Annotated in this window: 20 protein-coding genes; 5 read left to right on the top strand and 15 right to left on the bottom strand. The window is 67.2% G+C overall.

The window, feature by feature from the left end:
• Nucleotides 1-2238, top strand: a complete 2238-nt coding sequence (locus FHS79_RS06365) for a ribonuclease R family protein (protein WP_184197397.1) — start codon at nt 1-3, stop codon at nt 2236-2238.
• Between the two features lie 3 nt (nt 2239-2241).
• On the opposite strand, the gene FHS79_RS06360 is transcribed toward FHS79_RS06365, so the two are convergent.
• Together FHS79_RS06360 and FHS79_RS06355 are read right to left on the bottom strand one after the other, a co-directional pair.
• Nucleotides 2242-2997 (bottom strand): hypothetical protein, encoded by a 756-nt coding sequence (locus FHS79_RS06360; RefSeq protein ID WP_184197104.1) that lies wholly within the window; start codon nt 2995-2997, stop codon nt 2242-2244.
• Between the two features lie 9 nt (nt 2998-3006).
• Nucleotides 3007-4602 carry a lysine--tRNA ligase gene (locus FHS79_RS06355; RefSeq protein ID WP_184197101.1) on the bottom strand — a complete coding sequence of 532 codons (1596 nt, stop codon included), beginning with the start codon at nt 4600-4602 and terminating at the stop codon, nt 3007-3009.
• Between the two features lie 20 nt (nt 4603-4622).
• On the opposite strand from FHS79_RS06355, the gene FHS79_RS06350 reads away from it, so the two are divergent.
• From FHS79_RS06350 to FHS79_RS06340, 3 genes are read left to right on the top strand one after another with little or no spacing between them, the layout of a single operon-like run.
• Nucleotides 4623-7439, top strand: coding sequence for an ATP-dependent DNA helicase (locus tag FHS79_RS06350; protein WP_184197098.1), 2817 nt, complete (start codon nt 4623-4625; stop codon nt 7437-7439).
• The gene (locus tag FHS79_RS06345) at nt 7436-7987 is read left to right on the top strand and encodes a SixA phosphatase family protein (RefSeq protein ID WP_184197096.1); all 552 of its coding nucleotides are present in this window, start codon (nt 7436-7438) and stop codon (nt 7985-7987) included. The genes FHS79_RS06350 and FHS79_RS06345 overlap by 4 nt, the downstream gene beginning before the upstream one ends.
• Nucleotides 7988-7997: 10 nt before the next feature.
• Nucleotides 7998-8570 (top strand): VOC family protein, encoded by a 573-nt coding sequence (locus FHS79_RS06340; RefSeq protein ID WP_184197093.1) that lies wholly within the window; start codon nt 7998-8000, stop codon nt 8568-8570.
• Here FHS79_RS06340 and FHS79_RS06335 read toward each other — a convergent pair.
• The 12 genes from FHS79_RS06335 to FHS79_RS06280 all read right to left on the bottom strand — a co-directional run bounded on the left by FHS79_RS06335 (nt 8551) and on the right by FHS79_RS06280 (nt 19097).
• Nucleotides 8551-8805, bottom strand: coding sequence for a DUF6726 family protein (locus tag FHS79_RS06335; protein ID WP_184197090.1), 255 nt, complete (start codon nt 8803-8805; stop codon nt 8551-8553). The two genes, FHS79_RS06340 and FHS79_RS06335, sit on opposite strands and share 20 nt — an antisense overlap.
• A 23-nt stretch (nt 8806-8828) precedes the next feature.
• Nucleotides 8829-10001 (bottom strand): FAD-binding domain-containing protein, encoded by a 1173-nt coding sequence (locus FHS79_RS06330; protein ID WP_184197087.1) that lies wholly within the window; start codon nt 9999-10001, stop codon nt 8829-8831.
• Between the two features lie 44 nt (nt 10002-10045).
• Nucleotides 10046-10417, bottom strand: a complete 372-nt coding sequence (locus tag FHS79_RS06325; RefSeq protein ID WP_184197084.1) for a HesB/IscA family protein — start codon at nt 10415-10417, stop codon at nt 10046-10048.
• Complete coding sequence (locus tag FHS79_RS06320; protein WP_184197081.1) at nt 10417-10872, bottom strand: DUF59 domain-containing protein; 456 nt, start codon at nt 10870-10872, stop codon at nt 10417-10419. Before FHS79_RS06320 ends, FHS79_RS06325 begins: the two co-directional genes overlap by 1 nt.
• Nucleotides 10869-12086, bottom strand: coding sequence for an aminotransferase class V-fold PLP-dependent enzyme (locus FHS79_RS06315; RefSeq protein ID WP_184197078.1), 1218 nt, complete (start codon nt 12084-12086; stop codon nt 10869-10871). Before FHS79_RS06315 ends, FHS79_RS06320 begins: the two co-directional genes overlap by 4 nt.
• Nucleotides 12086-12916 (bottom strand): SufD family Fe-S cluster assembly protein, encoded by an 831-nt coding sequence (locus FHS79_RS06310; protein ID WP_184197075.1) that lies wholly within the window; start codon nt 12914-12916, stop codon nt 12086-12088. Before FHS79_RS06310 ends, FHS79_RS06315 begins: the two co-directional genes overlap by 1 nt.
• Nucleotides 12913-13689, bottom strand: coding sequence for a Fe-S cluster assembly ATPase SufC (gene sufC, locus FHS79_RS06305; RefSeq protein ID WP_184197072.1), 777 nt, complete (start codon nt 13687-13689; stop codon nt 12913-12915). The genes FHS79_RS06310 and sufC overlap by 4 nt, the downstream gene beginning before the upstream one ends.
• Before the next feature lie 5 nt (nt 13690-13694).
• Complete coding sequence (locus tag FHS79_RS06300) at nt 13695-14111, bottom strand: hypothetical protein (RefSeq protein WP_184197069.1); 417 nt, start codon at nt 14109-14111, stop codon at nt 13695-13697.
• Nucleotides 14108-15604 (bottom strand): Fe-S cluster assembly protein SufB, encoded by a 1497-nt coding sequence (gene sufB / locus FHS79_RS06295; RefSeq protein ID WP_184197066.1) that lies wholly within the window; start codon nt 15602-15604, stop codon nt 14108-14110. The genes FHS79_RS06300 and sufB overlap by 4 nt, the downstream gene beginning before the upstream one ends.
• 13 nt (nt 15605-15617) lie before the next feature.
• Nucleotides 15618-16058, bottom strand: a complete 441-nt coding sequence (locus FHS79_RS06290; RefSeq protein WP_207792244.1) for an SUF system Fe-S cluster assembly regulator — start codon at nt 16056-16058, stop codon at nt 15618-15620.
• 69 nt (nt 16059-16127) lie between these two features.
• Nucleotides 16128-16970, bottom strand: coding sequence for a helix-turn-helix transcriptional regulator (locus FHS79_RS06285; protein ID WP_184197063.1), 843 nt, complete (start codon nt 16968-16970; stop codon nt 16128-16130).
• 303 nt (nt 16971-17273) lie between these two features.
• Complete coding sequence (locus FHS79_RS06280; protein WP_184197060.1) at nt 17274-19097, bottom strand: DUF885 domain-containing protein; 1824 nt, start codon at nt 19095-19097, stop codon at nt 17274-17276.
• 55 nt (nt 19098-19152) lie between these two features.
• On the opposite strand from FHS79_RS06280, the gene FHS79_RS19295 reads away from it, so the two are divergent.
• Nucleotides 19153-20064 (top strand): DMT family transporter, encoded by a 912-nt coding sequence (locus FHS79_RS19295; protein WP_184197057.1) that lies wholly within the window; start codon nt 19153-19155, stop codon nt 20062-20064.
• On the opposite strand, the gene FHS79_RS06270 is transcribed toward FHS79_RS19295, so the two are convergent.
• Complete coding sequence (locus FHS79_RS06270) at nt 20024-21541, bottom strand: cryptochrome/photolyase family protein (RefSeq protein WP_184197054.1); 1518 nt, start codon at nt 21539-21541, stop codon at nt 20024-20026. The genes FHS79_RS19295 and FHS79_RS06270 overlap by 41 nt on opposite strands.
• Nucleotides 21542-21581 lie beyond the last annotated feature (40 nt).

The following is a 21581-nucleotide window of genomic DNA, read 5'->3' as shown; positions in this document are numbered from 1 at the left end:
ATGGGGGCTGGTGGCGGCGGCGGCAAGTGGGGCATGATGGCTGCGATGGCCGACCTCCCCACACCGCAAGCAATCCTCGACTGGATCAAGACGCAGCCAGCGGCGGTCGGCAAGCGCGAGATCGCGCGCGCCTTCGGGCTGCACGGCGCCGACAAGATCGCGCTGAAAAGCCTGCTCAAGCGGATGCAGGACGATGGCCAGCTCGATCTCGGACCCGGTCGCACCCTCCACAAGGGGGGCGGATTGCCCAAGGTCACCGTGCTGCGGATCGTCGATTCGAGCGATGCCGGGCTGTTCGCAGTGCCGGATCGCTGGGACGGTGCCGGCCCGCCCCCGCGGGTGCGCGTGCTGGAGCGCGGCAAGCGTGCGGTGCTGGCCATCGGAGATCGGGTGCTGGCGCGGATCGAGGAGGCTGGCGGCGGCTACACCGGCTTTCCAATGAAGCTGCTCCCCAAGTCGGCCGAATTCGTGCTCGGCATTGTCCGCAAGGACGGGCTTTCGCACCGGCTGGTGCCCGTCGACAAGAAGGCGCGCTTCGACCTGGCGCTGAGCGAACTCGGCGATGCGCAACTGGGAGACCTGGTGCTCGCCGAGCCGCACGGCCGCGGCTCGGCGATGCACGGCCGCGTGGTCGAAGTGCTGGGAGACCCGTTCGCCCCGCGCGCCTTTTCGCTCATCGCCATTCATGCCAAGGGCATTCCCCATGTGTTTTCAGCCGAGACGCTGGAAGAGGCCGATGCCAATGCCGAGCGTGGGTTGGGGCCACGCGAGGATCTGCGGCACCTGCCGTTTCTCACCATCGACCCAGCCGATGCGCGCGACCATGACGATGCTGTATGGGCAGCACCCGATGACGAAAATCCTGGGTACTTCAACGCCATTGTTGCCATTGCCGATGTGAGCTGGTTTGTCCGCCCCGGCGGCAGCCTCGACCGTGAAGCACGGGCGCGCGGCAATTCGGTCTATTTCCCCGATCGCGTGGTGCCGATGCTCCCCGAGCGGCTTTCTGCCGATGTCTGCTCGCTGGTGGCGGGCGAGGACCGCGGCGTGCTTGCCTGCCATTTGCACATCGACGCGCAAGGCAAGGTGCTGCGCCAGCGTTTTGCCCGCTCGGTCATCCGCTGCACGGTGAACATCGCGTATGAGGAGGCACAGGCGTCGCATGATGCCGGGTCCGGGGAGCATTTCGCCACACTCAAGCCGCTGTGGGAATGCTGGGCGCTGCTCAAGGCCGCCCGAGACAAGCGCGAGCCATTGGCAATCAACATGCCCGAGCGCCGGGTGGTGCTCGACGAGAAGGGCCGCATCGCCTCGATTGCGCTGCGGGAAACCATCCCCGCCAACCAGCTGATCGAGGATTTCATGATCGCCGCCAATGTCGCGGCCGCCAAGGCGCTGGAGGCGAAAAAAGCCGCCTGCATGTACCGCGACCATGAGTCCCCGAGCCGCGAGAAGCTGGTGGCGCTCAAGGACTGGCTGGAGACCTTCGACATCCCATTCGCGCTTGGTCAGGTCATCAAGCCCGCCACGTTCAATCGCATCCTGACGCGCACGAAAGACGAGGACCATGCCACCCAGGTGATGGAGCAGGTGCTGCGCAGCCAGACCCAGGCCTATTATTCACCCGAAAACAAAGGCCATTTCGGCCTGTCGCTCGGTTCCTATGCGCATTTCACCTCGCCGATCCGCCGCTATGCCGATCTGATCGTGCATCGCTCGCTGGTCAGCGCCTGGGGCCTTGGCGAGGGCGGCATCGACGATGCCGGCCAGGCGGCAATGGGGCGCACCGCCGAGCATGTGTCGCTCACTGAGCGCCGGGCGATGGAGGCCGAGCGCGACACGCTCGATCGCTATGTGGCGGCCTATCTTTCGGAGAAGGTTGGTGAAGTGATGCGCACCCGCATCACCGGGGTCGCCAAGTTCGGTTTCTTCGCCCAGGTCGACGGGCTGGGCGGGGATGGGCTGGTGCCGGTGAGCACGCTCGGCGACGAGCGCTTCGTCTATGACGAGGATGCCCGGGTGCTCGAGGGCATCGAGACCGGCACGCGCTATGTGGCCGGCCAGCGGCTCGATTTGCGGCTGGTCGAGGCCAACCCGATCACCGGGTCGCTGCGCTTCGAGCTGCCGTTCGGCGAAGGCGGCTCAGAAACGCCCCGCCCGCGGGTGGACCGCGTCCGGACCGGCCGCCGCGTCGGCCAGTCCCGCGTCCCGCGCGGCATCAAGCGCGGTCGGCGCTAGACCTCAGGCCAGCGTCCCGAAGGCCGACAGCCGCCGCGCCAGCGTCTGCGCTGCCTTGGCGTCACCCTTGGCCAGTGCTGCTGCAACGCGGGCGCCCTGATCACGCAGCGATCGCTCGAAAGCGTCGGCAGCGGGCAGGGTCTCGATGCCCTTGAGCGCCGTGCTGGCCTTGGCGGCGTTCCGGGGCGTCAGGTCGAGCAGCCCGATTGCGTAAAGGGTGCGATAGGCCGGGTTGCGCGGGGCAAGCTGGAAAACACGCGCAAAGCCGGCCTCGAACTCGCTCGCCTTGGCGCCGAGCACGGTGCCGGCCATGAAGCCACCAAGCGAGGCTACGGCACCCCCGTGCCAGCCGGCGACGGCGGACCACGCCAGAGGATTTTCGGGGTTGGCGTCGCGGATGGCGACGAAGCGATTCCGGCTGTCCTTGGCAAGCCCCGGCGATTTGGCGAGCTTGGCACGGTAGCCGATCGCCACGGCCTTCTGCAGTCGCGCATCGACATTGCTTGGCGCCTTGGCGAGAGCGGCATCGAAATCCCGCTCGGCGGCAGCGATCAACGCTTCGGCGCGCGCCTTTTCGGTGGTCTCGTAGCCGGCAAGCCAGAGGTTGGCGCGGCCGGCATAGATCAGGCTCTGCACCGTGGCTTCGGCGCGGCCCTCGCGCGCGGCTTCGGCCCATCGCCCCTCGCGAAAACTGTCCTCCGCCGCCGCATGGGCGGGAGCGGCGACCAGAAGGGCAAGGGCGAGCAGGGCTGATTTCATCATGGCAACCTATACGCGGGCCAGGGCTCCGGCGATGAGGCCGCGTGTCTCATCGAGCCCGTAAAGCGCAATGAAGCTACCCATACGCGGGCCTTGTGAACTGCCGATGAGCGTTTCGTAGAGCGCCTTGAACCAGTCCCGCAGGTTTTCGAAGCCGTGCGCCTTGCCAGCCTCGTACACCTGCTCCTGAAAGGCTTCGGCTGCCGCTCCCGCACCGAGTGCCGCAAGCCGGGCATCGAGGTCGCGCAGCGCTTCCGCCTCCTGCAGCGTCGGGGCGCGGCGGGCGAGATGCGGCACGACGAAATCACGCGCATAGGCCGCAGCATGCTGCACCAGGCGGTCGAGCATCGGATGGCTTTCCGGCGAAGTGCCGGGGGCCTGGCGTGCCACATAGGCCCATAGCTTCGCCGGATCGTCCGTCGCGGCGACCGAAGCCAGGTTGAGCAATAGCCCGAACGTCACCGGCAGGGCGGCAGCCGGCGGCGTGCCTTCATGGATATGGTGGACGGGATTGCCGAGCTGCTGCTCGATCGGCTGCTCGGGATAGCGCGCCAGAAAGTCCCCATATTCGTCGATGGCGCGCGGGATCACATCGAAGTGCAGCCGCTTCGCCTTGCGCGGGTTCTGGTACATGTAGAGCGCCAGGCTCTCGGGCGGGCCATAGACCAGCCACTCCTCGATGGTGAGGCCGTTGCCCTTGGACTTGGAGATCTTCTGCCCCTGCGCATCGAGGAACAGCTCGTAATTGAACCCCGCCGGCGGCTCGGCGCCGAGCACGCGAGCGATGCGGCTCGAAAGGGTGACCGAGTCGATCAGGTCCTTGCCCGCCATCTCGTAATCGACGCCGAGCGCCACCCAGCGCATCGCCCAATCGACCTTCCACTGCAGCTTGCAATGGCCGCCGGTCACGGGAACGGTGACGGTCTCGTCAGTGCCCCCGCTGCTATTGGGTCGGATATAGCTCACCGTTCCGGCCGCCACATCGCGCGCCACCAGCGGCACCTGCAGCACATGGCCCGACACCGGGTCGATGGGCAGGAAGGGAGCATAGGTGGCGCGCCGCTCCGGCCCCAGCGTGGGCAGGATGACGTCGATCACCGCATCGTAATTCGCGAGGATTTTCAACAGCGTCGCGTCGAAGCGGCCGGCCTGGTAGCATTCGGTGGAGGACAGGAACTCGTACTCGAAGCCGAAGCTGTCCAGAAACGCCCGCAGCCGGGCATTGTTGTGCGCGCCGAAGCTGGAATGGGTTCCGAACGGATCGGGCACTTGCGTCAGCGGCTTGTGCAGGGCTTCGCGCAGCACCTCGGGGTTGGGCACGCCTTCGGGCACCTTGCGCAGCCCGTCCATATCGTCCGAAAAGGCGATGAGCCGCGTCTTGACGCCCGGCGCCATCGCTTCGAAGGCGCGGCGGACCATGGTGGTGCGCACGACTTCGCCGAAGGTGCCGATGTGCGGCAGCCCCGAGGGGCCATAGCCGGTCTCGAACAACACGCCCTCGGCTGGGAAGCCGCTTTTGTAGCGCGCCAGCAGCTTGCGCGCCTCCTCGAACGGCCAGGCCTTGTTTTCGAGAGCGGCAGCACGGAGTGTTTCTTGGTCAGTCATTTCTCGTCTATCCCTGTCGCATGGCTTCTGGCGGTGATGGTTCGGGCGCGCAAGCCCATTGGGGTCGCGGACAAGTTCCCGACGCCCTCATAGCTACCCATGCCGGGGTGTGGGTGGCGCGCGAGGGCGGGCCGCCGTCTGGCGTATCGCGCCGCGAGGCGATCGCCCGCGCCGGAGACACGCCGCACCTGATGATCAACGCGCCCGTCACCGCGAGCCGGCTGGGTTACCCCGAGCTTTCGGGGCTCGATCTGCTCGAGCTCTTTGCCTTCGTGCATCCCGCGCGTTTCGCCGTGCCCACGCCGCGCGGACTGGCGGAGGCGCTGGGTATCGACGGGCCGGGCGGAGACGCGGACACGGCGTTTCTGGTGCGCGCCGCGCGTGCGCTGCTGGGTACGCTGGTCGACCCTGGCTGGACGGCGCGACGCGGGGCGCATGGCGTGTTCGCGGGGCTGGCCCGGCACCGCTGGCCGTGGGCAGGGCTGGTGCGGCCGCTGCTCAAGGCGCCGGAAACGCCCGAGCGCAGCCTGTTCACCGCCCTGCCGCGCTGGGAGGAAGGCGCACCGCGCGAGGCGCCCCGCCCGGTGACGCTCGATGCAAGTGCTGTGCAGGCGCGGTTGGCGAGTATCATGGGGGACCGCGCCGAGCCGCGACCCGGCCAGCGCGACTATGCCGCCGCCGTCACCCAGGCCTTCCAGCCGCGCACCGCCCCCGGCCGGCCCCAGGTCGTGCTCGCCGAAGCCGGCACCGGCATCGGCAAGACGCTCGGCTATCTCGCCCCGGCGATCAGCTGGGCCGAGGCGGCGGGGGGTGCGGTGTGGCTGAGCACCTACACCCGCGCGTTGCAGCGCCAGCTCGATGCCGAGGCGGCGCGGGTGGTGCCGGGCATGGCGAGTTTGCCGGCGACGCCGGCGGGTGCCGAGACGCGCCGCGTGGTGGTGCGCAAGGGCCGCGAAAATTACCTCTGCCTGCTCAACCTCGAGGATGCCGTGCAGGGCGGCTTCCAGAACCGCGCGGCGCATTTCGCGCAGCTGGTGGCGCGCTGGGCCGAGTACAGCCGCGATGGCGACATGGTGGGCGGCGACCTCCCCGGCTGGCTGCCGCGGCTTTTCGGCCGCACCAGCTTTGCCGGGCTCACCGACCGACGCGGCGAGTGCATCTATGCCGCCTGCCCGCATTACCGCACCTGCTTCATCGAAAAGGCGACGCGCGCCTCGGCGCAGGCCGATCTCGTCATCGCCAACCATGCGCTGGTGATGATCAACGCCGTGCGAGGACGCACCGAAGGCCAGTCGCTGAGCCGGATCGTCTTTGATGAAGGCCATCATCTGTTCGACGCGGCCGACAACGCATTTTCGGTGGCGCTGACCGGGCGCGAGGCGGTGGAGCTGAAGAACTGGCTGCTCGGGCCACCGACCGCCAAAACCGGACGGCGGCGCGGGCTGGCAGCACGGCTGGCGGACATCACCAGCTATGACGATGCTGCGGCCGAATTGGTCGAGCGCATCGCATCGGCCGCGAGGGCGCTGCCGTCCGATGCCTGGCTGGCGCGCGCCGGGGGCGGCGAGCCCGAAGGGCCGATCGAGACACTGCTGGCGGCGGTGCGGGCGCAACTGCTTACCCATGCCGCGGCGCGCGATGTCGATGCGGCCTATGGGCTGGAAACCGAAATTGCCGATCCCTTGCCGTCTCTTGTCGACGCTGGTGCTGCGGCCAGTGCGGCGCTGGGCAAGTTGAGCGGGCCGATGGCGGCATTGGCGGCGCATCTGGAGGCGGCGCTCGACGATCCGCCCGATTGGCTCGATACCTCGGGCCGGGCGCGGGTGGAGGGGGCAGCCAACGGATTGAAATTGCGGTGCGAATTGCTGGCGGCCTGGGGGGGGCTGCTGGCGCGGCTGGGCGGCCCGGCGGACCCGGTGTTCGTCGACTGGCTGGCGATCCCGCGCGTCGATGGCCGGGATTATGATATCGGCCTGCACCGGCACTGGCTCGATCCGATGCTGCCCTTCGCGCGCGGCGTGCTGGCGCCTGCACAAGGCGTGTTGATCACGTCCGCGACGCTGCGGGGGCGGGGCGGGGACGACAATTGGGAGGAAGCCGATGCGCTGACCGGGGCGCGTCACCTGCCCGCTCCTGCGCGGCATTTCGCGGTGGAAAGCCCGTTCGATTATGCCGGCCGGGCGCGGGTGCTGATCGTCACCGATGTGCGCAAGGGGGATGTTTCGGGGCTGGCGCAGGCCTTTCGGGCGCTCATCGAGGCGGCGGGAGGGGGCACTTTGGGGTTGTTCACGGCCATTGCGCGGCTGCGCGCGGTGCATGCGCGGATCGCCGATCCGCTCGCCCGCGCCGGATTGCCGCTCTATGCCCAGCATGTCGATCCGATCGACACCGGCACGCTGGTCGACATTTTTCGCGCCGAGCCGAAGGCCTCGCTCATCGGCACCGATGCGCTCCGCGACGGGGTGGATGTGCCCGGCGAATCGCTGCGGCTGGTGGTGATGGAGGGGGTGCCCTGGGCAAGGCCCACCGTGCTGCACAGTGCACGGCGCGCCGCCGCCCCCAGCGCGCAGGGCTATGACGACCGGGTGGTGATGGGGCGGCTGGCGCAGGCGTTCGGCCGGCTCATTCGCCGGGCGGACGATCGCGGGCATTTCGTGCTGATCGGGGCGGCAGCCCCCTCGCGGCTGCAGGCGGCATTCCCCGCCGGGACGCCGGTCGACAGGGTCACGCTGGCGCAGGCGGTGGCGATCATCGCGGGCTTGCCGCAGGGGGCCGTGCCCTGCCATGATGATGATCCAGGCTCCATCGAGCCAGACTCCATCGGGGACGCCGAGTGAAGACGCTGACGCTGCTGCGCCATGCCAAATCGGGCTATGACGACCCGTTGTTGCGCGATTTCGACCGGCCATTGAACGATCGCGGCCGCCGCGCTTCGGTGAGCATCGGCCAATGGTTGCGCGCCGCCCAGCGCAAGCAGGAGATGCCCGAATTCGATCATGTCGCAGCCTCGCCCGCCGTGCGCTGCCGCCAGACGATCGAGGGCGTGGAGGAAGGGCTGGGCGTGCCGCTGGCACCGATCTACGAAAAACGCATCTATCTCAGCTCCTCGGCGACGCTCGTGGAGCTGGTCGCGGGTTTCGCGGCGCATCACCAGCATGCGTTGCTGGTGGGGCACAATCCGGGGCTGGAGGATCTGCTGCTCGAGCTGGTGCCGCGCGGCTCCGGCCCGGCGCGCGACGATGCCGAGCTGAAATATCCGACCGCGACGCTGGCGCGGCTCGATCTTGACATCGAACGCTGGGCGCAGGTTGATGGTGGCCGCGCGCAATTGACGCAGTTCATTCGTCCGCGCGATCTCGACCCGAGCCTCGGGCCGGACGATTGAGGAGGACGCGATGCGAATCCTGATGGCGATGGCGCTGCTGCTGGCCACACCCGTGGCGGCACAGACGGCGACCGGCAAGGCTGCGGCGGGTGTCGAGGCGCCGAAGGAGCGGCTGCCCACCGATGTGCGCCGCCTCACCATCCTGGTGCGCAGCATGGAGAACAGCCTCAAGCTCTACCGCGACGTGATCGGCCTCAGGGTCAACTACGACGAGCCGCTGACGGTGTCGGGGGTGGCGCTGCCCGCCGGCGTGCCCGGCAACAAGGTGCGGCTGGTGCTGCTCAACGGCAATGATCCGTTCGTCGGCTGGATCGGGCTGATGGAATATTCGGACCCGCCGCTGGAAGCCGATCCCGAATATCCCAAGCGCCTCAAGGCCGGCGGCCATGTGCTGATCCTCAACACCGATGATGCGACCAGGCGCTGTGCGATGGCGAAGTCAGTGCCCGGAGTGACCTTCACCGCCGAGCCACGCGAGCAGCGCTATCCGGGGCGGAACGGCGGGCCTGTCATTCGCGTGATCGGCTGCAACTTCTTCGATCCCGACGGGACGCTCGTCGAGCTCAATCAAATCGTCGAGTAGCTTCGCGCTCTGCTTTCCGGCGCTCCTTTTCGGCCTTTTTCACAGCCTTGCGGTCGCGCTCTTCCTGCTTGCGGATGGCACGGCCGCGGTCTTCATCAGCTTCGCGCTGCGTCGTTGTGGTGGCGTCGACCGCGGTGTTGATCCCTGCCCCAACGATCCGCACCGGTGCCGTGACGATCTTCGCTGCCGTGCTCACACAGCCGGTCAGGAGAAGGGCAAGGAACACGATACGCATGGCAGCAGCTTGGCAGATGTTCATCACACAGTCGCGAGCAATCTGGGGATGGCGGCCTTGAAGGCGAAAAATCCCTTCGAGGCCTGGGGCCAGGCGAGATCGTCCCACTGCCGCCGCACGCGCACGATGGGTATGCCGGCGGCTTCGAGTGCTGCCAGCCGCTCGGCTTCCGGCCCCACCGGGGCTTCGCCGGTCACCACCTGTTCGAGGCCGTGCTGCGCCACCCAGGCCCTCATCGCTTCGATGGGGTTCTCCTCATCGAGGCGTTCGCCCTCCACTTGCGCATGCGCGGCGGCGCGCGCCAGGCCATCGGCGAGGGCAGTTTCGGCATGGGCGCACTTGAGCGGTGAAGGGGCGCCGCCGATCCGGCTCGTCGCTGCAACGGCCACCAGCTTCGGCAGGATTTCGGTTTCCAGCGACAGGTCGGCGGTGGTGATGAACAGCCCGGTGCGCTTGCCATCGTCGAACTGCTGCGCCGGGCGGATGCCGCGCGGGGGCCCGGGATCGTCCGCCGGCAGCGCGATCGCCGTGCGCGCCAGCGGTGCCTCCAGCCGAAAGCGCGGGTGCATCTTGCGGATCGATTCGGGGTTGGCGAGATAGGTCTTGCCCGCAGTCTGCAGCCCCGCCACCCAGCGCCAGCTCAGCGTGTTCGACGCCGGGCAGGCATCGAGCAGATGCCGGTAGAAAAAGTCCGCGCCCAGCTGCCACGGCAGCTGCAGCGTGAAGATCCAGATGCTGGCAAAGTTCATCCGTGCATGGTTGTGCAGCCAGCCGGCCTCGACCAGCTCCTTCGCCCAGCCGTCGAAGGCATCGATGCCGGTCTCGCCGGCAAGAGCGGCGGCATAGCGGCGCTGCGGGGCACGGTCGAGGTCCACGCGCTCCTGCGAGGCTGCCAGCTCCTCGCGGTAGCGCGCCCACACGCCGGGGCGCTGCTGCAGCCAGCCGACCCAATAGGTCCGCCAGCAGATTTCCTGGATGAATTTTTCGGCCGCGGCATGCCCCTGCGTCGCCATCACCCGCGCGCAGACTTCGGCCTCGGTGATCAGCTTGCGGCGGATGGCGGGGGAGAGCATCGAGGTGGTGCGCTCAGTGCCGGGGCCGGTGTCGTGATTGCGCCTCGAGGCATAGGCGCGGCCGGCGCGAGGCAGGAAGGCTTCGAGCTGCTCAAGGGCAGCGGTACGCGTATCGGGGAACACAAGGAATGCCTCCGGCGGCCGGGGCCTCGGGCCCCGGACCCCATTTATACGGTGAAGGATTCGCCGCAGCCGCAGGCGCCCTTTGAATTGGGATTGTTGAAGACGAAGGCGGCGGAGAAATCATCCTCCTGCCAGTCCATCACCGAGCCGATGAGGTACATCAGGCTGCCGCCATCGATGAAGAGCGTGCCACCCGGCGTCTCCACCGGCTCGTCGCCGGGCTTGGCGGTGGTGACATATTGCAGATCATAGGCCAGCCCCGAGCAGCCGCGCTTGGGCGTCGTCAGCCGCACGCCGATCGCATCGTCCGGGGCCTTGGCGAGGATCGCGGCAATCCTGTCCGACGCGGCAGGGGTGACGGTGACCGGGGCGGCGCGGGGGCGGCGCACGGTCTGTGTGAGGGTGGGGGCGTCCATCAGAGCATTCCCATTTCGAGCTTGGCCTCGTCGCTCATCTTGCCGGGGTCCCAGGGCGGATCCCAGACGAGGTGGATATCCGCACTCGCAACGCCGGGGACCGAAATGACGCGCATCTCGACTTCGCCGGGCATGGTCTCGGCGACCGGGCAGTGCGGGGTGGTCAGCGTCATCGTCACATCGGCATGGCCGCTCGCCACCTCGACATTATAGATGAGGCCGAGATCATAGATGTTCACCGGGATTTCGGGATCGTAGATCTGACGGAGCGCTGCGACGATCTCGTCCACCAGCACATCGCCCGAACTTTCGGCGGCCTCCGCCTCGGGCTTGGCATTGAGAAAGCCGTCGAGATAGTCGGGCTCGCGGTCGAGCATGGCACGCAACGGCGGCGCCTTGGGCACGGCGCGCGCTTCGCTGACTTCCTCGATCTCGAATTTGGACTGTTCGTTCATTCTTGCGCTCCGAAGATGCGGGTGACGCGCTCGATGCCGGCGGCGAGCCGCGCGACATCGGAGAGGTCGTTGTAGATGCCGAAGCTGGCGCGTGCGGTGGCGGGCACGCCGAGCACGCCCATCAGCGGTTGGGCACAATGGTGCCCGGCGCGGATCGCCACACCGGCCTCATCGAGGATGGTGCCTATATCGTGCGGGTGGACGCCGTCGATCGCGAAGCTGACGATGCCGGCGGAATCGTCGGGGCCAAACAGGCGGACGCTGTTGAGTTGGCCGAGTGCGGCGCGGGTGGCGGCGACCAGCTCGGCTTCATGCGCCTGGATATGATCGAGGCCGATGCTTTCGACATAGTCCACTGCGGCGGCGAGGCCGATGGCGCCGGCGATGTGCGGCGTGCCGGCCTCGAAGCGCTGCGGCGGCGGCGCGAACGTGGAGCGCTCATAGGTGACCGTCTCGATCATCGCCCCGCCGCCCTGCCATGGCGGCATCGATTCCAGGATGTCGGCGCGCGCCCAGAGGACGCCGATTCCGGTGGGGCCGTAGAGCTTGTGGCCCGACCAGACGTAAAAGTCTGCACCCAATGCCGTCATGTCGAGCGTCATGTGCGGAGCAGCCTGGCAGCCATCGACGAGCAGCAGCGCGCCCTGGGCATGCGCTGCAGCGGCGATGCGCGGGACATCAGCCACGCTGCCGAGCACGTTCGAGACATGCGCGATGCTGACGAGCCGGGTGCGCGGGCCTATCATGGCGATGAGGGCGGCCTCGTCGATCCGGCCATCGGCGGTGATCGGCGCCACATCGAGATGCAAGTTTTTGTGCGCGGCAAGTAGTTGCCAGGGAACGATATTGCTGTGGTGTTCGAGCTGGGTGATAAGAATACGATCCCCGGCTTCGAGGCGCTCTCCCCAGCTTTGCGCAATGAGATTAATGCCCTCGGTGGCACCGCGCACGAAGACGACTTCGTTCGGGCTGGCAGCACCCATGAAGCGCGCCACCTTTTCGCGCGCCGCTTCGAACGCCACGGTCATGTCGGCGGAGCGAGCATAGACGCCGCGGTGGACCGTCGCATAATCGGTGCCATAGGCGCGCGCGATGGCATCGATGACCATTTGCGGCTTCTGCGCCGTGGCAGCGGTATCGAGATAGGCCCAATTGCCGGCGAGGCCGGGGAAATCATCGCGGTGCGAACGGGGCATGAGCGGTGCTGTTGCCATCAGCGGGCGCTCACCAGCGACGCCAGCCGTGCCAGCAGGGCGGCGCGGGCATCGCCTTCGGGCAGCCGGGTGATGGCATCGTCGACAAAGGCCTGTGCCAGCAGGGCTTCGGCCTGCTTGGGCGGAATGCCGCGCGATTCGAAGTAGAAGAGTGCCAGTTTGTCGAGCTCGCCCACACTGGCGCCGTGCGCGCACTTGACGTCATCGGCGAAGATTTCGAGCTCGGGCTTGGCGTTGGCGGTGGCGCCGCGATCGAGCAGCAGTGCCTTGAAGCTCTGCTCGGCATCGGTTTTTTGCGCGGCGCGCGCCACGGCAACCTGGCCGAGATAGCTACCGACGGCCGTGCCGCCGAGCACGGCGCGGACGGTCTGGCGGCTGGTGGCGTTCGGGCCGAGGTGGCGGACATGGGTGACGATTTCGAGCGTCTGGTCGCTGCCGCCGACGATGGCGCCGCCGAGATCGAGCGTTGCCCCTTCGTGGAGCGAAATGTCGAGCGCCAGCCGGCCGTAACGGCCGCCACTGTTGATAAGGGTAAGATCGGCGCGCGCACCGGCCGCGAGGGTGATGGCGTAGAGCTGGGTCGTTACGCCATCTGCGTCCATCGCCTGCTCGATGGTGCCGGTCAGGCTGCCGCCTTCGCCGACGCTGATCTCGATGCGCTCATCGGTCCAGCCATTGCCAGTGATCCGGTCGTCGAGCGTCAGCGCCGCACCGGCGAGCGAACGCACCTGCTGCTGGCGCGCCGGCCAGATCGCGCCGAGCGTCTTCAGGTCGGCATAGCGCCAGGCCTCGTCGCGCCGTGTGGGCAACAGGGTCGGAAGCGCTGTCATGCAGCGGCGTCCATGATGTTGGAAAGCCCGGCCTCGGCAGCGATGCCGGCATAGCCTTCGGCTTCGAGCTGCAATGCCAGCTCCGGCCCGCCCGAGCGGACGATGCGGCCGCCCATGAGGACATGGACGCGGTCGGGCTGCACATGATCGAGCAGCCGCTGATAATGAGTGATGAGCAGAGTGGCACGGTCAGGCGACCGCATGCGGTTGATGCCGTCCGAAACCACGCGCAAAGCATCGATGTCGAGGCCCGAATCGGTCTCGTCGAGGATCGCGAGCTTCGGCGCCAGCAGTGCCATCTGGATCATTTCGTTGCGCTTCTTCTCGCCGCCCGAAAAGCCCTGGTTGACGCTGCGCTTCATCATCTCGAAATCGAGGTTCATGTCGGCGGCAGCGACCTTTGCGGCCTTCATGAATTCCGCACCCGTGGCTTCCGCTTCGCCGCGTGAGCTTCGCTGGGCATTGAGCGCGGTGCGCAGGAAAAGCAGGTTGGACACGCCTGGGATTTCCACGGGATATTGCAGGCCGAGGAACACGCCCGCGGCAGCGCGCTCATGCGGAGCCATGGCCAGCAGGTCCTTGCCCATGAAGGTGACCGAGCCACCGGTCACTTCATAGCCGGCGCGGCCGGCGAGGACATAGGAGAGCGTGGACTTGCCCGAGCCATTGGGGCCCATGATGGCATGCACTTCGCCGGCGCCGACGCTGAGCGTCAGGCCGTTGAGGATGGTCTTGCCGTCGATTTCGGCGCTGAGGTTTTCAATGGTGAGCACGAAGTTTACTGGCCTTCTGCAGGGGTTTGGGCGGGCGCGGTTTCGCCCTGGCGCTTGACGATGGTGACCACGGCGGCATTGCGGGCTTCGTCCTCGAGCACTTTCACCGAGGCTTCGGCCACGGCATCGATCTGCTGGGGCGTGCGGCTCGGATAGCCGATGCGGTTGAACGCGGCGACCGTCTCGACAAGTGCCGCCCGCTCGCTGCCGCAAGCCGAAGTCGCGCGGATGGCCAACGTGCCGGCCGCTTCGCCCGCCACGTCGATCGTCTGCGCCTGGTTGTCGATGCAGCCGGCAAAGGCACTGGTGGCAGCGTCCATGTCGCCACGCGCCGCCTGGCCTTCGGTGTCCACGCGCGGCGTGGGGGCGTCGCAGGCGGCGAGCGCCAGCAGGGCGGTGGTTGCGATTATCGCGCGGATCATCCGACACTCCCTTCGAGTGAAATGCCCAGCAGCTTCTGGGCCTCGACAGCGAATTCCATCGGCAGCTGCTTGAGGACTTCCTTGCAGAAGCCGTTGACGATCAGTCCCACCGCGGCTTCGGCATCGAGGCCGCGCGACTGGGCATAGAAGAGCTGGTCCTCGGAGATCTTGCTGGTGGTGGCCTCGTGCTCGATCGTGGCACTGGGGTTGCGGACCTCGATATAGGGCACGGTATGGGCGCCGCAGTCCGACCCCAGCAGCAGCGAATCGCACTGGGTGTGGTTGCGGGCGTTTTCGGCCGTGGCGGCCATGCGCACCAGCCCGCGATAGGTGCCCTGGCTGCGGCCGGCGGAAATGCCCTTGCTGACGATGGTCGACCTGGTGTTACGGCCCAGATGGATCATCTTGGTGCCGGTGTCGGCCTGCTGGCGGTTGTTGGTGACCGCGACCGAGTAGAATTCGCCGACCGAATCATCGCCGGAGAGAACGCAGCTCGGGTATTTCCAGGTGATGGCGCTGCCGGTCTCGACCTGCGTCCAGCTCACCTTGCTGCGCTTGCCTATGCAGTTGGCGCGCTTGGTAACGAAATTGTAGATGCCGCCCAAGCCGTTGGCATCGCCCGGATACCAGTTCTGCACGGTCGAATATTTGATCTCGGCATCATCGAGCGCCACCAGCTCGACCACGGCGGCGTGGAGCTGGTTCTCGTCGCGCATCGGGGCGGTGCAGCCCTCCAGATACGAGACATGGCTGCCCTTGTCGGCGACGATGAGCGTGCGCTCGAACTGGCCGGTGTTGGCGGCGTTGATGCGGAAATAGGTGGAAAGCTCCATCGGGCAGCGCACGCCTTCGGGGATGTAGACAAAGGTGCCGTCCGAAAAGACCGCGCTGTTGAGGCAGGCGAAGTAATTGTCGTGCGCGGGAACGACGGTGCCGAGCCACTTCTTCACCAGCTCGGGATATTCCTTCACCGCTTCCGAGATCGAGCGGAAGATGACGCCGGCCTTTTCGAGCTCGGCGCGGAAGGTGGTGGCGACGCTGACCGAATCGAACACCGCATCGACCGCGACGCGGCGGGCACCCTCGACGCCTGCGAGCATCTTCTGCTCCTCGATCGGGATGCCGAGCTTCTCATAGGTGCGGCGGATTTCCGGATCGAGCTCGTCGAGCGAGGCGAGTGTGGGGCGCGCCTTGGGGGCGGCGTAATAATAGGCGTCCTGATAGTCGATCGGCGCGATATCGAGCTTGGCCCAGTCGGGGGCCTCCATCGTCAGCCATTTGGCATAGGCCTTCAATCGCCAGGCGAGCAGCCATTCGGGCTCGCCCTTCTTGGCGGAAATGAAGCGCACGGTATCTTCGTTCAGGCCCTTGGGCGCGAAATCCTGCTCGATGTCCGAGCTGAAGCCCCATTTGTACGTGCTGAGATCCGCCACTGCGGCGCGCGCTGCAGCGTCCTGCACGGGAGCATCCAAGGGGGCAATCTGGTCGGTCATGCTATTCATTCCGTTAAGCCAACTCGCGGGTGGTGCAGGCGGTTGCCGCCGGCTTCTTGAGCAGGTCGGCAAGGCTCACCGCTTCGAGCGCTGCCCTTACCGCAGCATTGATCGGCCCCCAATGGCCGCGGACGCCGCACACGCCCTCGATCACGCAATCATGCGCTTCGCCGGTGACGCAGGCGGTGAGCGAAATCGGTCCGTCCACCGTCTCGACGATCGCCGCGATGCTGATCTCGGCGGCAGGGCGGGCGAGCACGAAACCGCCGGCCACCCCGCGGGATGCCAGCAGCAGTCCGCCGCGCGCCAGCGTGCCGAGCAGCTTCGCCACCGTGGGCGCCGGAATCGTCGTCACCTCGGCCGCGCGCGCCGAGGAAAAGCGCTGCTCGGGCTCGCGCGCCACGGCTGTCATCAGCACAACGGCATAATCGGCAAGGTTGGTCAGGCGGATCATCGGCGATCCTCATAGTGGAGGAAATCAGTCCGACTTACATGGCAACGCCAGCCCCGATAGTCAACCGCTTCAGCTGTAGAGCGCCAGTTTCGGCAAGCCCGGCAGCAGCCGCTTGCGGGCAATGGTGAGCCGCGTGACAGGCGTGGCCTCGACCACGAACCGCTTCGGCGTCATGCCGGTGAACTGCTTGAACTCGCGAATGAAATGCGCCTGGTCGTAAAAGCCGTCGGCACAATCCCCATCCTCCAGCGATTCGCCGTTCCCCAGCCGCACGGCAGCGCCCAGCGCGCGGTACTTGCGCGCCAGCAGCTTGGGTGAGGCGCCGTACAACCGCCTGCAAAGCCGCTCCACCGATCGCTGTGACATGCCCGATGCTTCGACAAGCCTGTCGACCTCGGGATTGGGCGAGGCGGTCAACCAGTCATCGGCCAGCCGGGTGAACCACACAGGCGGTGAGCGCCCACGCGCCATGTGCGCCAGCAGAAAGCCGTCGACAGCCGCCACGCGCGCGCGATCGTCGGTCGCCAGAAGCAGCCGGTCGAACACGCGCTCCACATCCGGGCCCAGCACATCGGACAGATCGATGCAGCGATCCGCCAATCGGTCGGCAGGCTCGCCAATCAGCCGCGCCCAGCCCTCGGGCAGCAACCCGAGGCCGAAGATTGCCATGGGGCCGATGCCGGTGAAGCGCACTGGCGCGCTGGTGGGGCCTTGCAACTGCGTGCGCATGCCCGCCACCACCCGGCCATCCTCATAATGGTTGGTGCCGACACCCTGCACCAGGAAGCGGATCTGCGGCAGCTCGGCGCGCGAGAGATCGGCAAAATGCGCCCGCTCGAACTCGAACCAGAAATAGGACGAGACACAATGTGCGAGCGCGGGCGTTGGCGAAAAATATCGGATTCTGGGCATTGCTCCCCCGAAGCCATGCAGTTCATACGTGCAGCCTAACAGACCAGACAGCGGTTGACGTCAGGTTATCACAACATGCTTTACGGATTGCTTGTCGCGCCGGTCGCAGCGCCCCGCAAAAAAATCGGCCCGGGACAGTTGCCTTTGGAAAGGGCGCTGTACCGGGCCGAAAAGTCAGGAGATGCGGGAGACCGGCTAAGTTGCCGAAAACCAGCTCCCCTCGGGTCGCAAAGGGGAGATAGCAGCAACAAATTCTCCGCTATTGTAAAATTCCGACAGAAACGCTGCCCTTCAATCGGCCGCTCAATCGGCAACCCGACCCTGCCCGACGCCGGCGACCCAGGCATCGACATTCTCCTCGAGGATATCGAGCGGCACCGCGCCCGTCTTCAGGATCACGTCATGGAACTCGCGGATATCGAACTTCGTACCCAGCGCCTTTTCGGCGCGGGCGCGCAGGTCGAGAATCTTCAACCGCCCGATCATGTACGCGGTCGCCTGGCCGGGGCTGACGGCATAGCGCTCCATCGCCTTGTCGATGCCGCCCAGCGGATCGGCGCTGTTGGCGCGGGTGTAGGCCGCCGCCTCGTCCTTGGACCAGCGCTTGTGGTGGATGCCGGTATCGACGACGAGGCGGATGGCGCGATGCAATTCGAGCTGCAGCCGGCCGAAATCGCTGTTCGGCTCGCGATACTGCCCCATGTCCTTCGCCAGCCGCTCGGTATAGAGGCCCCAGCCCTCGGTGTAGGCGGTAAAGCCGCCGAAGCGGCGGAACGGCGGCAGGTTCTTGAGTTCGGTCGAGTTGGCGCGCTCGAGATGATGCCCCGGCATCCCCTCATGGTAGGTGAGCGCCTCGATCTCGATCGTCGGCATGTCGATCATCCGGTACAGATTGACATAGACCGTGCCGGGCCGTGACCCATCCGCCGCCGGCGACTGGTAGAAGGCCTTGCCCGCCGACTTCTCGCGGAACGGTTCGACTGCCTTCACCACCACCGGTGCGACCGGCAGCCGCTTGAAATATTGCGGTAGTTTCGGGCCGATGTCGGCGAGGAAGCCATTGGCGCGGCCGAGCCACTCGGCCTTGCCGGCGTCGCCATCGGGCAGCACGAACGCCTTGTTGTCGCGCATGTGCACCAGGAACTCGGCGAAGCTGCCCTTGAAGCCGAGCTGCGCTTGCACGGCGGCCATCTCGCCATGGATGCGCTTGACCTGCGCGAGCCCGAGATCGTGGATCTGGTCGGCGGTCATCGCGGTGGTGGTGTAGCCATCGAGCGCGGTCTGGTAATATTGCGCGCCGTCCTTGAAGCGCCACACGCCATCGACGTTGCCGGCCTTGCCCTGCTGGCGCTCGGCGGCGGCGATGAAGCGGGTGAACGCCGGGCCGACCACCGACGTCAGTGCCGCATCGGCGCGCGCCTGCAGCGCCTGCGCCTCGGCCTCCGGCAGCTTGAGCGCCGCCAGCTTGGCGGCGAAATCCGCCTGAAGCGGGGACACGCCCGCACCCTCAAACGGCGCGCCGCTGATCACATTGCGGGCGTCGCCGATCACGAACGGGAACACCCATTTCGGTGGCAGCACGCCCAGCGTCTCGCGGCGCTCGCTTTCGGCGATGTTCTGGTCGATGGCGGTGCCCAGCCCTTCCAGCCGGCTCACATAGGCTTCGGCATCGGCCTTGCTGCCCACCCGGTGGATGTTGATGAGAAACGCCGTGTAGCGGCTTTGCGCGCCGCTGTTCTGGTCGAACACATAGTTATAGTGGCGGAACGGGAAGGCCTTGATCCGCCGCTCCATCTGCTTCTCGAACAACCGGTAGGAGAGCTGCGACTCGGGGCTGAGCTTCGCGTCGCCGAAGCGGCTGCGCAGCTCCACCAGTGCCCGGCCATTGGCGGCGTGCTCCACCTGTGCGGCCCGGTCGGACTGGTCGCTCCATTTGCCATAATCGGTGCGGATGCCGCGGTAGCTCTGACCCTCGGGCGAGCGCTTGAGCTGGGCGGCATCGAATGCCTCGAAGAAGGCGGCAAGCTGGGCATCGACGCTTTCGGCAGTCGCGGCAGCAGGGGCGGGCTGCGCCAGTGCGGCACCTGGCGCCAGCAGCATGAGGGCAAGGGCGAGGCTGGTGCGCATGGTCGGAGCTTTCGGTCTATTGATGTGGGCCGGGCTTAGCCCTAGGCGCGCTCTCGTGTCCACCGCCGCTGCCCGTCTCGTGCTGCCCGCCCCGCGCCTTGCCCTGCCGGCAATGCTCGTCGGCAGCGCCGCCCTCGCTTTCGGCCCCTGGCTGGTGCGGCTGGCGGAAACCCCGCCCATCACCTCGGCCTTCTGGCGGCTGGCGCTCGCCGTGGTGCCGCTGTTCGTGCTGGCGCGCCTCACCGGCGGCCCCATCCGCCTCACCGCCGCCAGCTTCGGCCTCGCCGCCCTTGCCGCCGCCTTTTTCGCCGCCGATCTTGCCGCCTGGCACCTCGGCATCATGGGCACCACGCTCGGCAACGCCACGCTGCTCGCCAATGGCGCCACCTTCCTGCTGCCGCTCTGGGGGGTGGTGATGCTGGGGCAGCGGCTCGGCCGCCCCGGCGCTGCAGCCCTCGTCCTTGCCGCCATCGGCATGGCGCTGCTGCTCGGCCGCAGCGCCGAGCTTTCCAGCGCCAATCTGCGCGGGGACCTGCTCTGCCTGCTCGCGGCGGTCTTCTACACCGGCTATCTGATCAGCGTGGACCGGCTGCGCTTCAGCCTTGCCGCCCTGCCGCTGCTCGCCATCGTCTCCGCACTCGCTGCGATCATGCTGCTGCCCGCGGCGCTCGTTTTCGAAGGCGGGCTGGCCGTCGGCCATTGGACACCCGTTGTAGCGCTGGCGCTCGGCAGCCAGGTCTTCGGCCAGGGGTTGATCGTCTATGCCATCAGCCATCTCCGCCCGCTCGTCGTCGGGCTGTCGCTGCTCATCCAGCCGATCATCAGCGCGACGTTGGGGGCGCTTCGCTACGGCGAAGTGCCGGGCCCGCTCGATCTCGCCGGCGCGCTGCTCATTGCCGGTGCGCTGGTGCTGGCACGGCTGAAGCCTATGCCAACGCCCCCAGAAACACGGCCGCCTGCGCCTTGATCCGCCCCTGCTCGGCCTCGTCGAACCGGTCCCACCCGTCATACATGCGCAGCAGCCGATGGTTCCTGCCCAGCAGCGCCCGGTTGCGCGCCAGAAAATCCCAGTAAAGGCTGTTGAACGGGCACGCCCCTTCGCCCGTCCGCTTCTTCACGTCGAACTTGCACCCCCGGCAATAGTCGCTCATCCGGTTGATATAGGCGCCGCCCGCCGCATAGGGTTTGGACGCCATCATCCCGCCATCGGCAAACAGCCCCATGCCGATCACATTGGGTGTCTCCACCCATTCATAGGCATCATCATAGACGATCAGAAACCACTCGCTCACCTGGCCCGGGTCGATGCCCGCCAGCAGCGCGAAATTGGCGAGCACCATCAGCCGCTGGATATGGTGGGCATGCGCATGCTGCTTGGTGGCGCGCACCGCCTCGGCCATGCACCGCATGTCGGTCTCGCCCGTCCAGTAGAATTCCGGCAGCGGCCGCGTCGCCCCCAGATGGTTGCGCGCATTGTAATCCCGCCCGGCGATCCAGTGGATGCCGCGCACATATTCGCGCCAGCCGATGATCTGCCGGATAAACCCTTCCACGGCATTGAGCGGAGCGGCCCCTTCCTTCCAGGCATCCTCCGCCGCCCTGCACACTTCCATCGGCCCCAGCAGCCCGCAGTTGATGAGGGCGGAAAGCTGCGAATGGAACATCCCGTCCTCGCCCGCCACCATCGCATCCTGGAAATCCCCGAAGCGCGGCAGCCGCACGGAAACGAAATCCGCAAGACATTCCAGCGCCTGTTCGCGCGTCACCGCCCGCGCAAACGGCCGCAGATCACCGAAATGCTCGCCGAAATGCGCCGCGACCAGGTCGAGCACTGCCTCGGTCGTCGCATCCGGCGTAAAGTGCGGCATCGGGGGGTAAGTCATCCCCTTCGCCGGCGGCTTGCGATTCTCGGCGTCGAAATTCCACTGCCCGCCGGCGGGGGCATCCCCCTCCATCAGCAGCCCGGTGCGCACCCGCATCAACCGGTAGAAATCCTCCATCAGCAGCCGCTTGCGCCCCTCCGCCCAGCGCGCGAACCGCGCCCGCCCGACGAGAAACCGGTCATCGGCCAGCACCTCGCACGGCACGCCGCCCCCCCAGTCCGGCTGGGCATCGATCACCCGCCACTCGCCCGCTTCCACCGTCACCACCCGCGCCGCCGCATGCCGCACCACCGCGCGTGCAATCTCGCCGGCAAACGACTGGCTGTTGTCCGGATCATCGAGCGTCACATAATCCACCCGCCACCCGGCCGCCCGCAGCGCCTCGGCATGGTGGCGCATGGCACTGAACAGAAAGGCGATCTTCTGCTGGTGGTGCCGCACCGACGTCGCTTCGTCCGCCACTTCCATCATCAGCACCACGGCCTCGGCCTGTGGCACGGCGTGCAAGCTCGCCAGATCGAGCGAAAGCTGGTCACCCAGCACGGGAATCACGGTCGTCATGCGAGCGGTGTCGCGCTTGCGCTCATCCGGCGCAACGGAC

Source organism: Polymorphobacter multimanifer (assembly GCF_014205635.1).
Taxonomy (GTDB): domain Bacteria; phylum Pseudomonadota; class Alphaproteobacteria; order Sphingomonadales; family Sphingomonadaceae; genus Sandarakinorhabdus; species Sandarakinorhabdus multimanifer.
The sequence above is the reverse complement of the archived record's forward strand: the minus strand, read 5'-3'. Positions and strand labels throughout refer to the sequence as shown.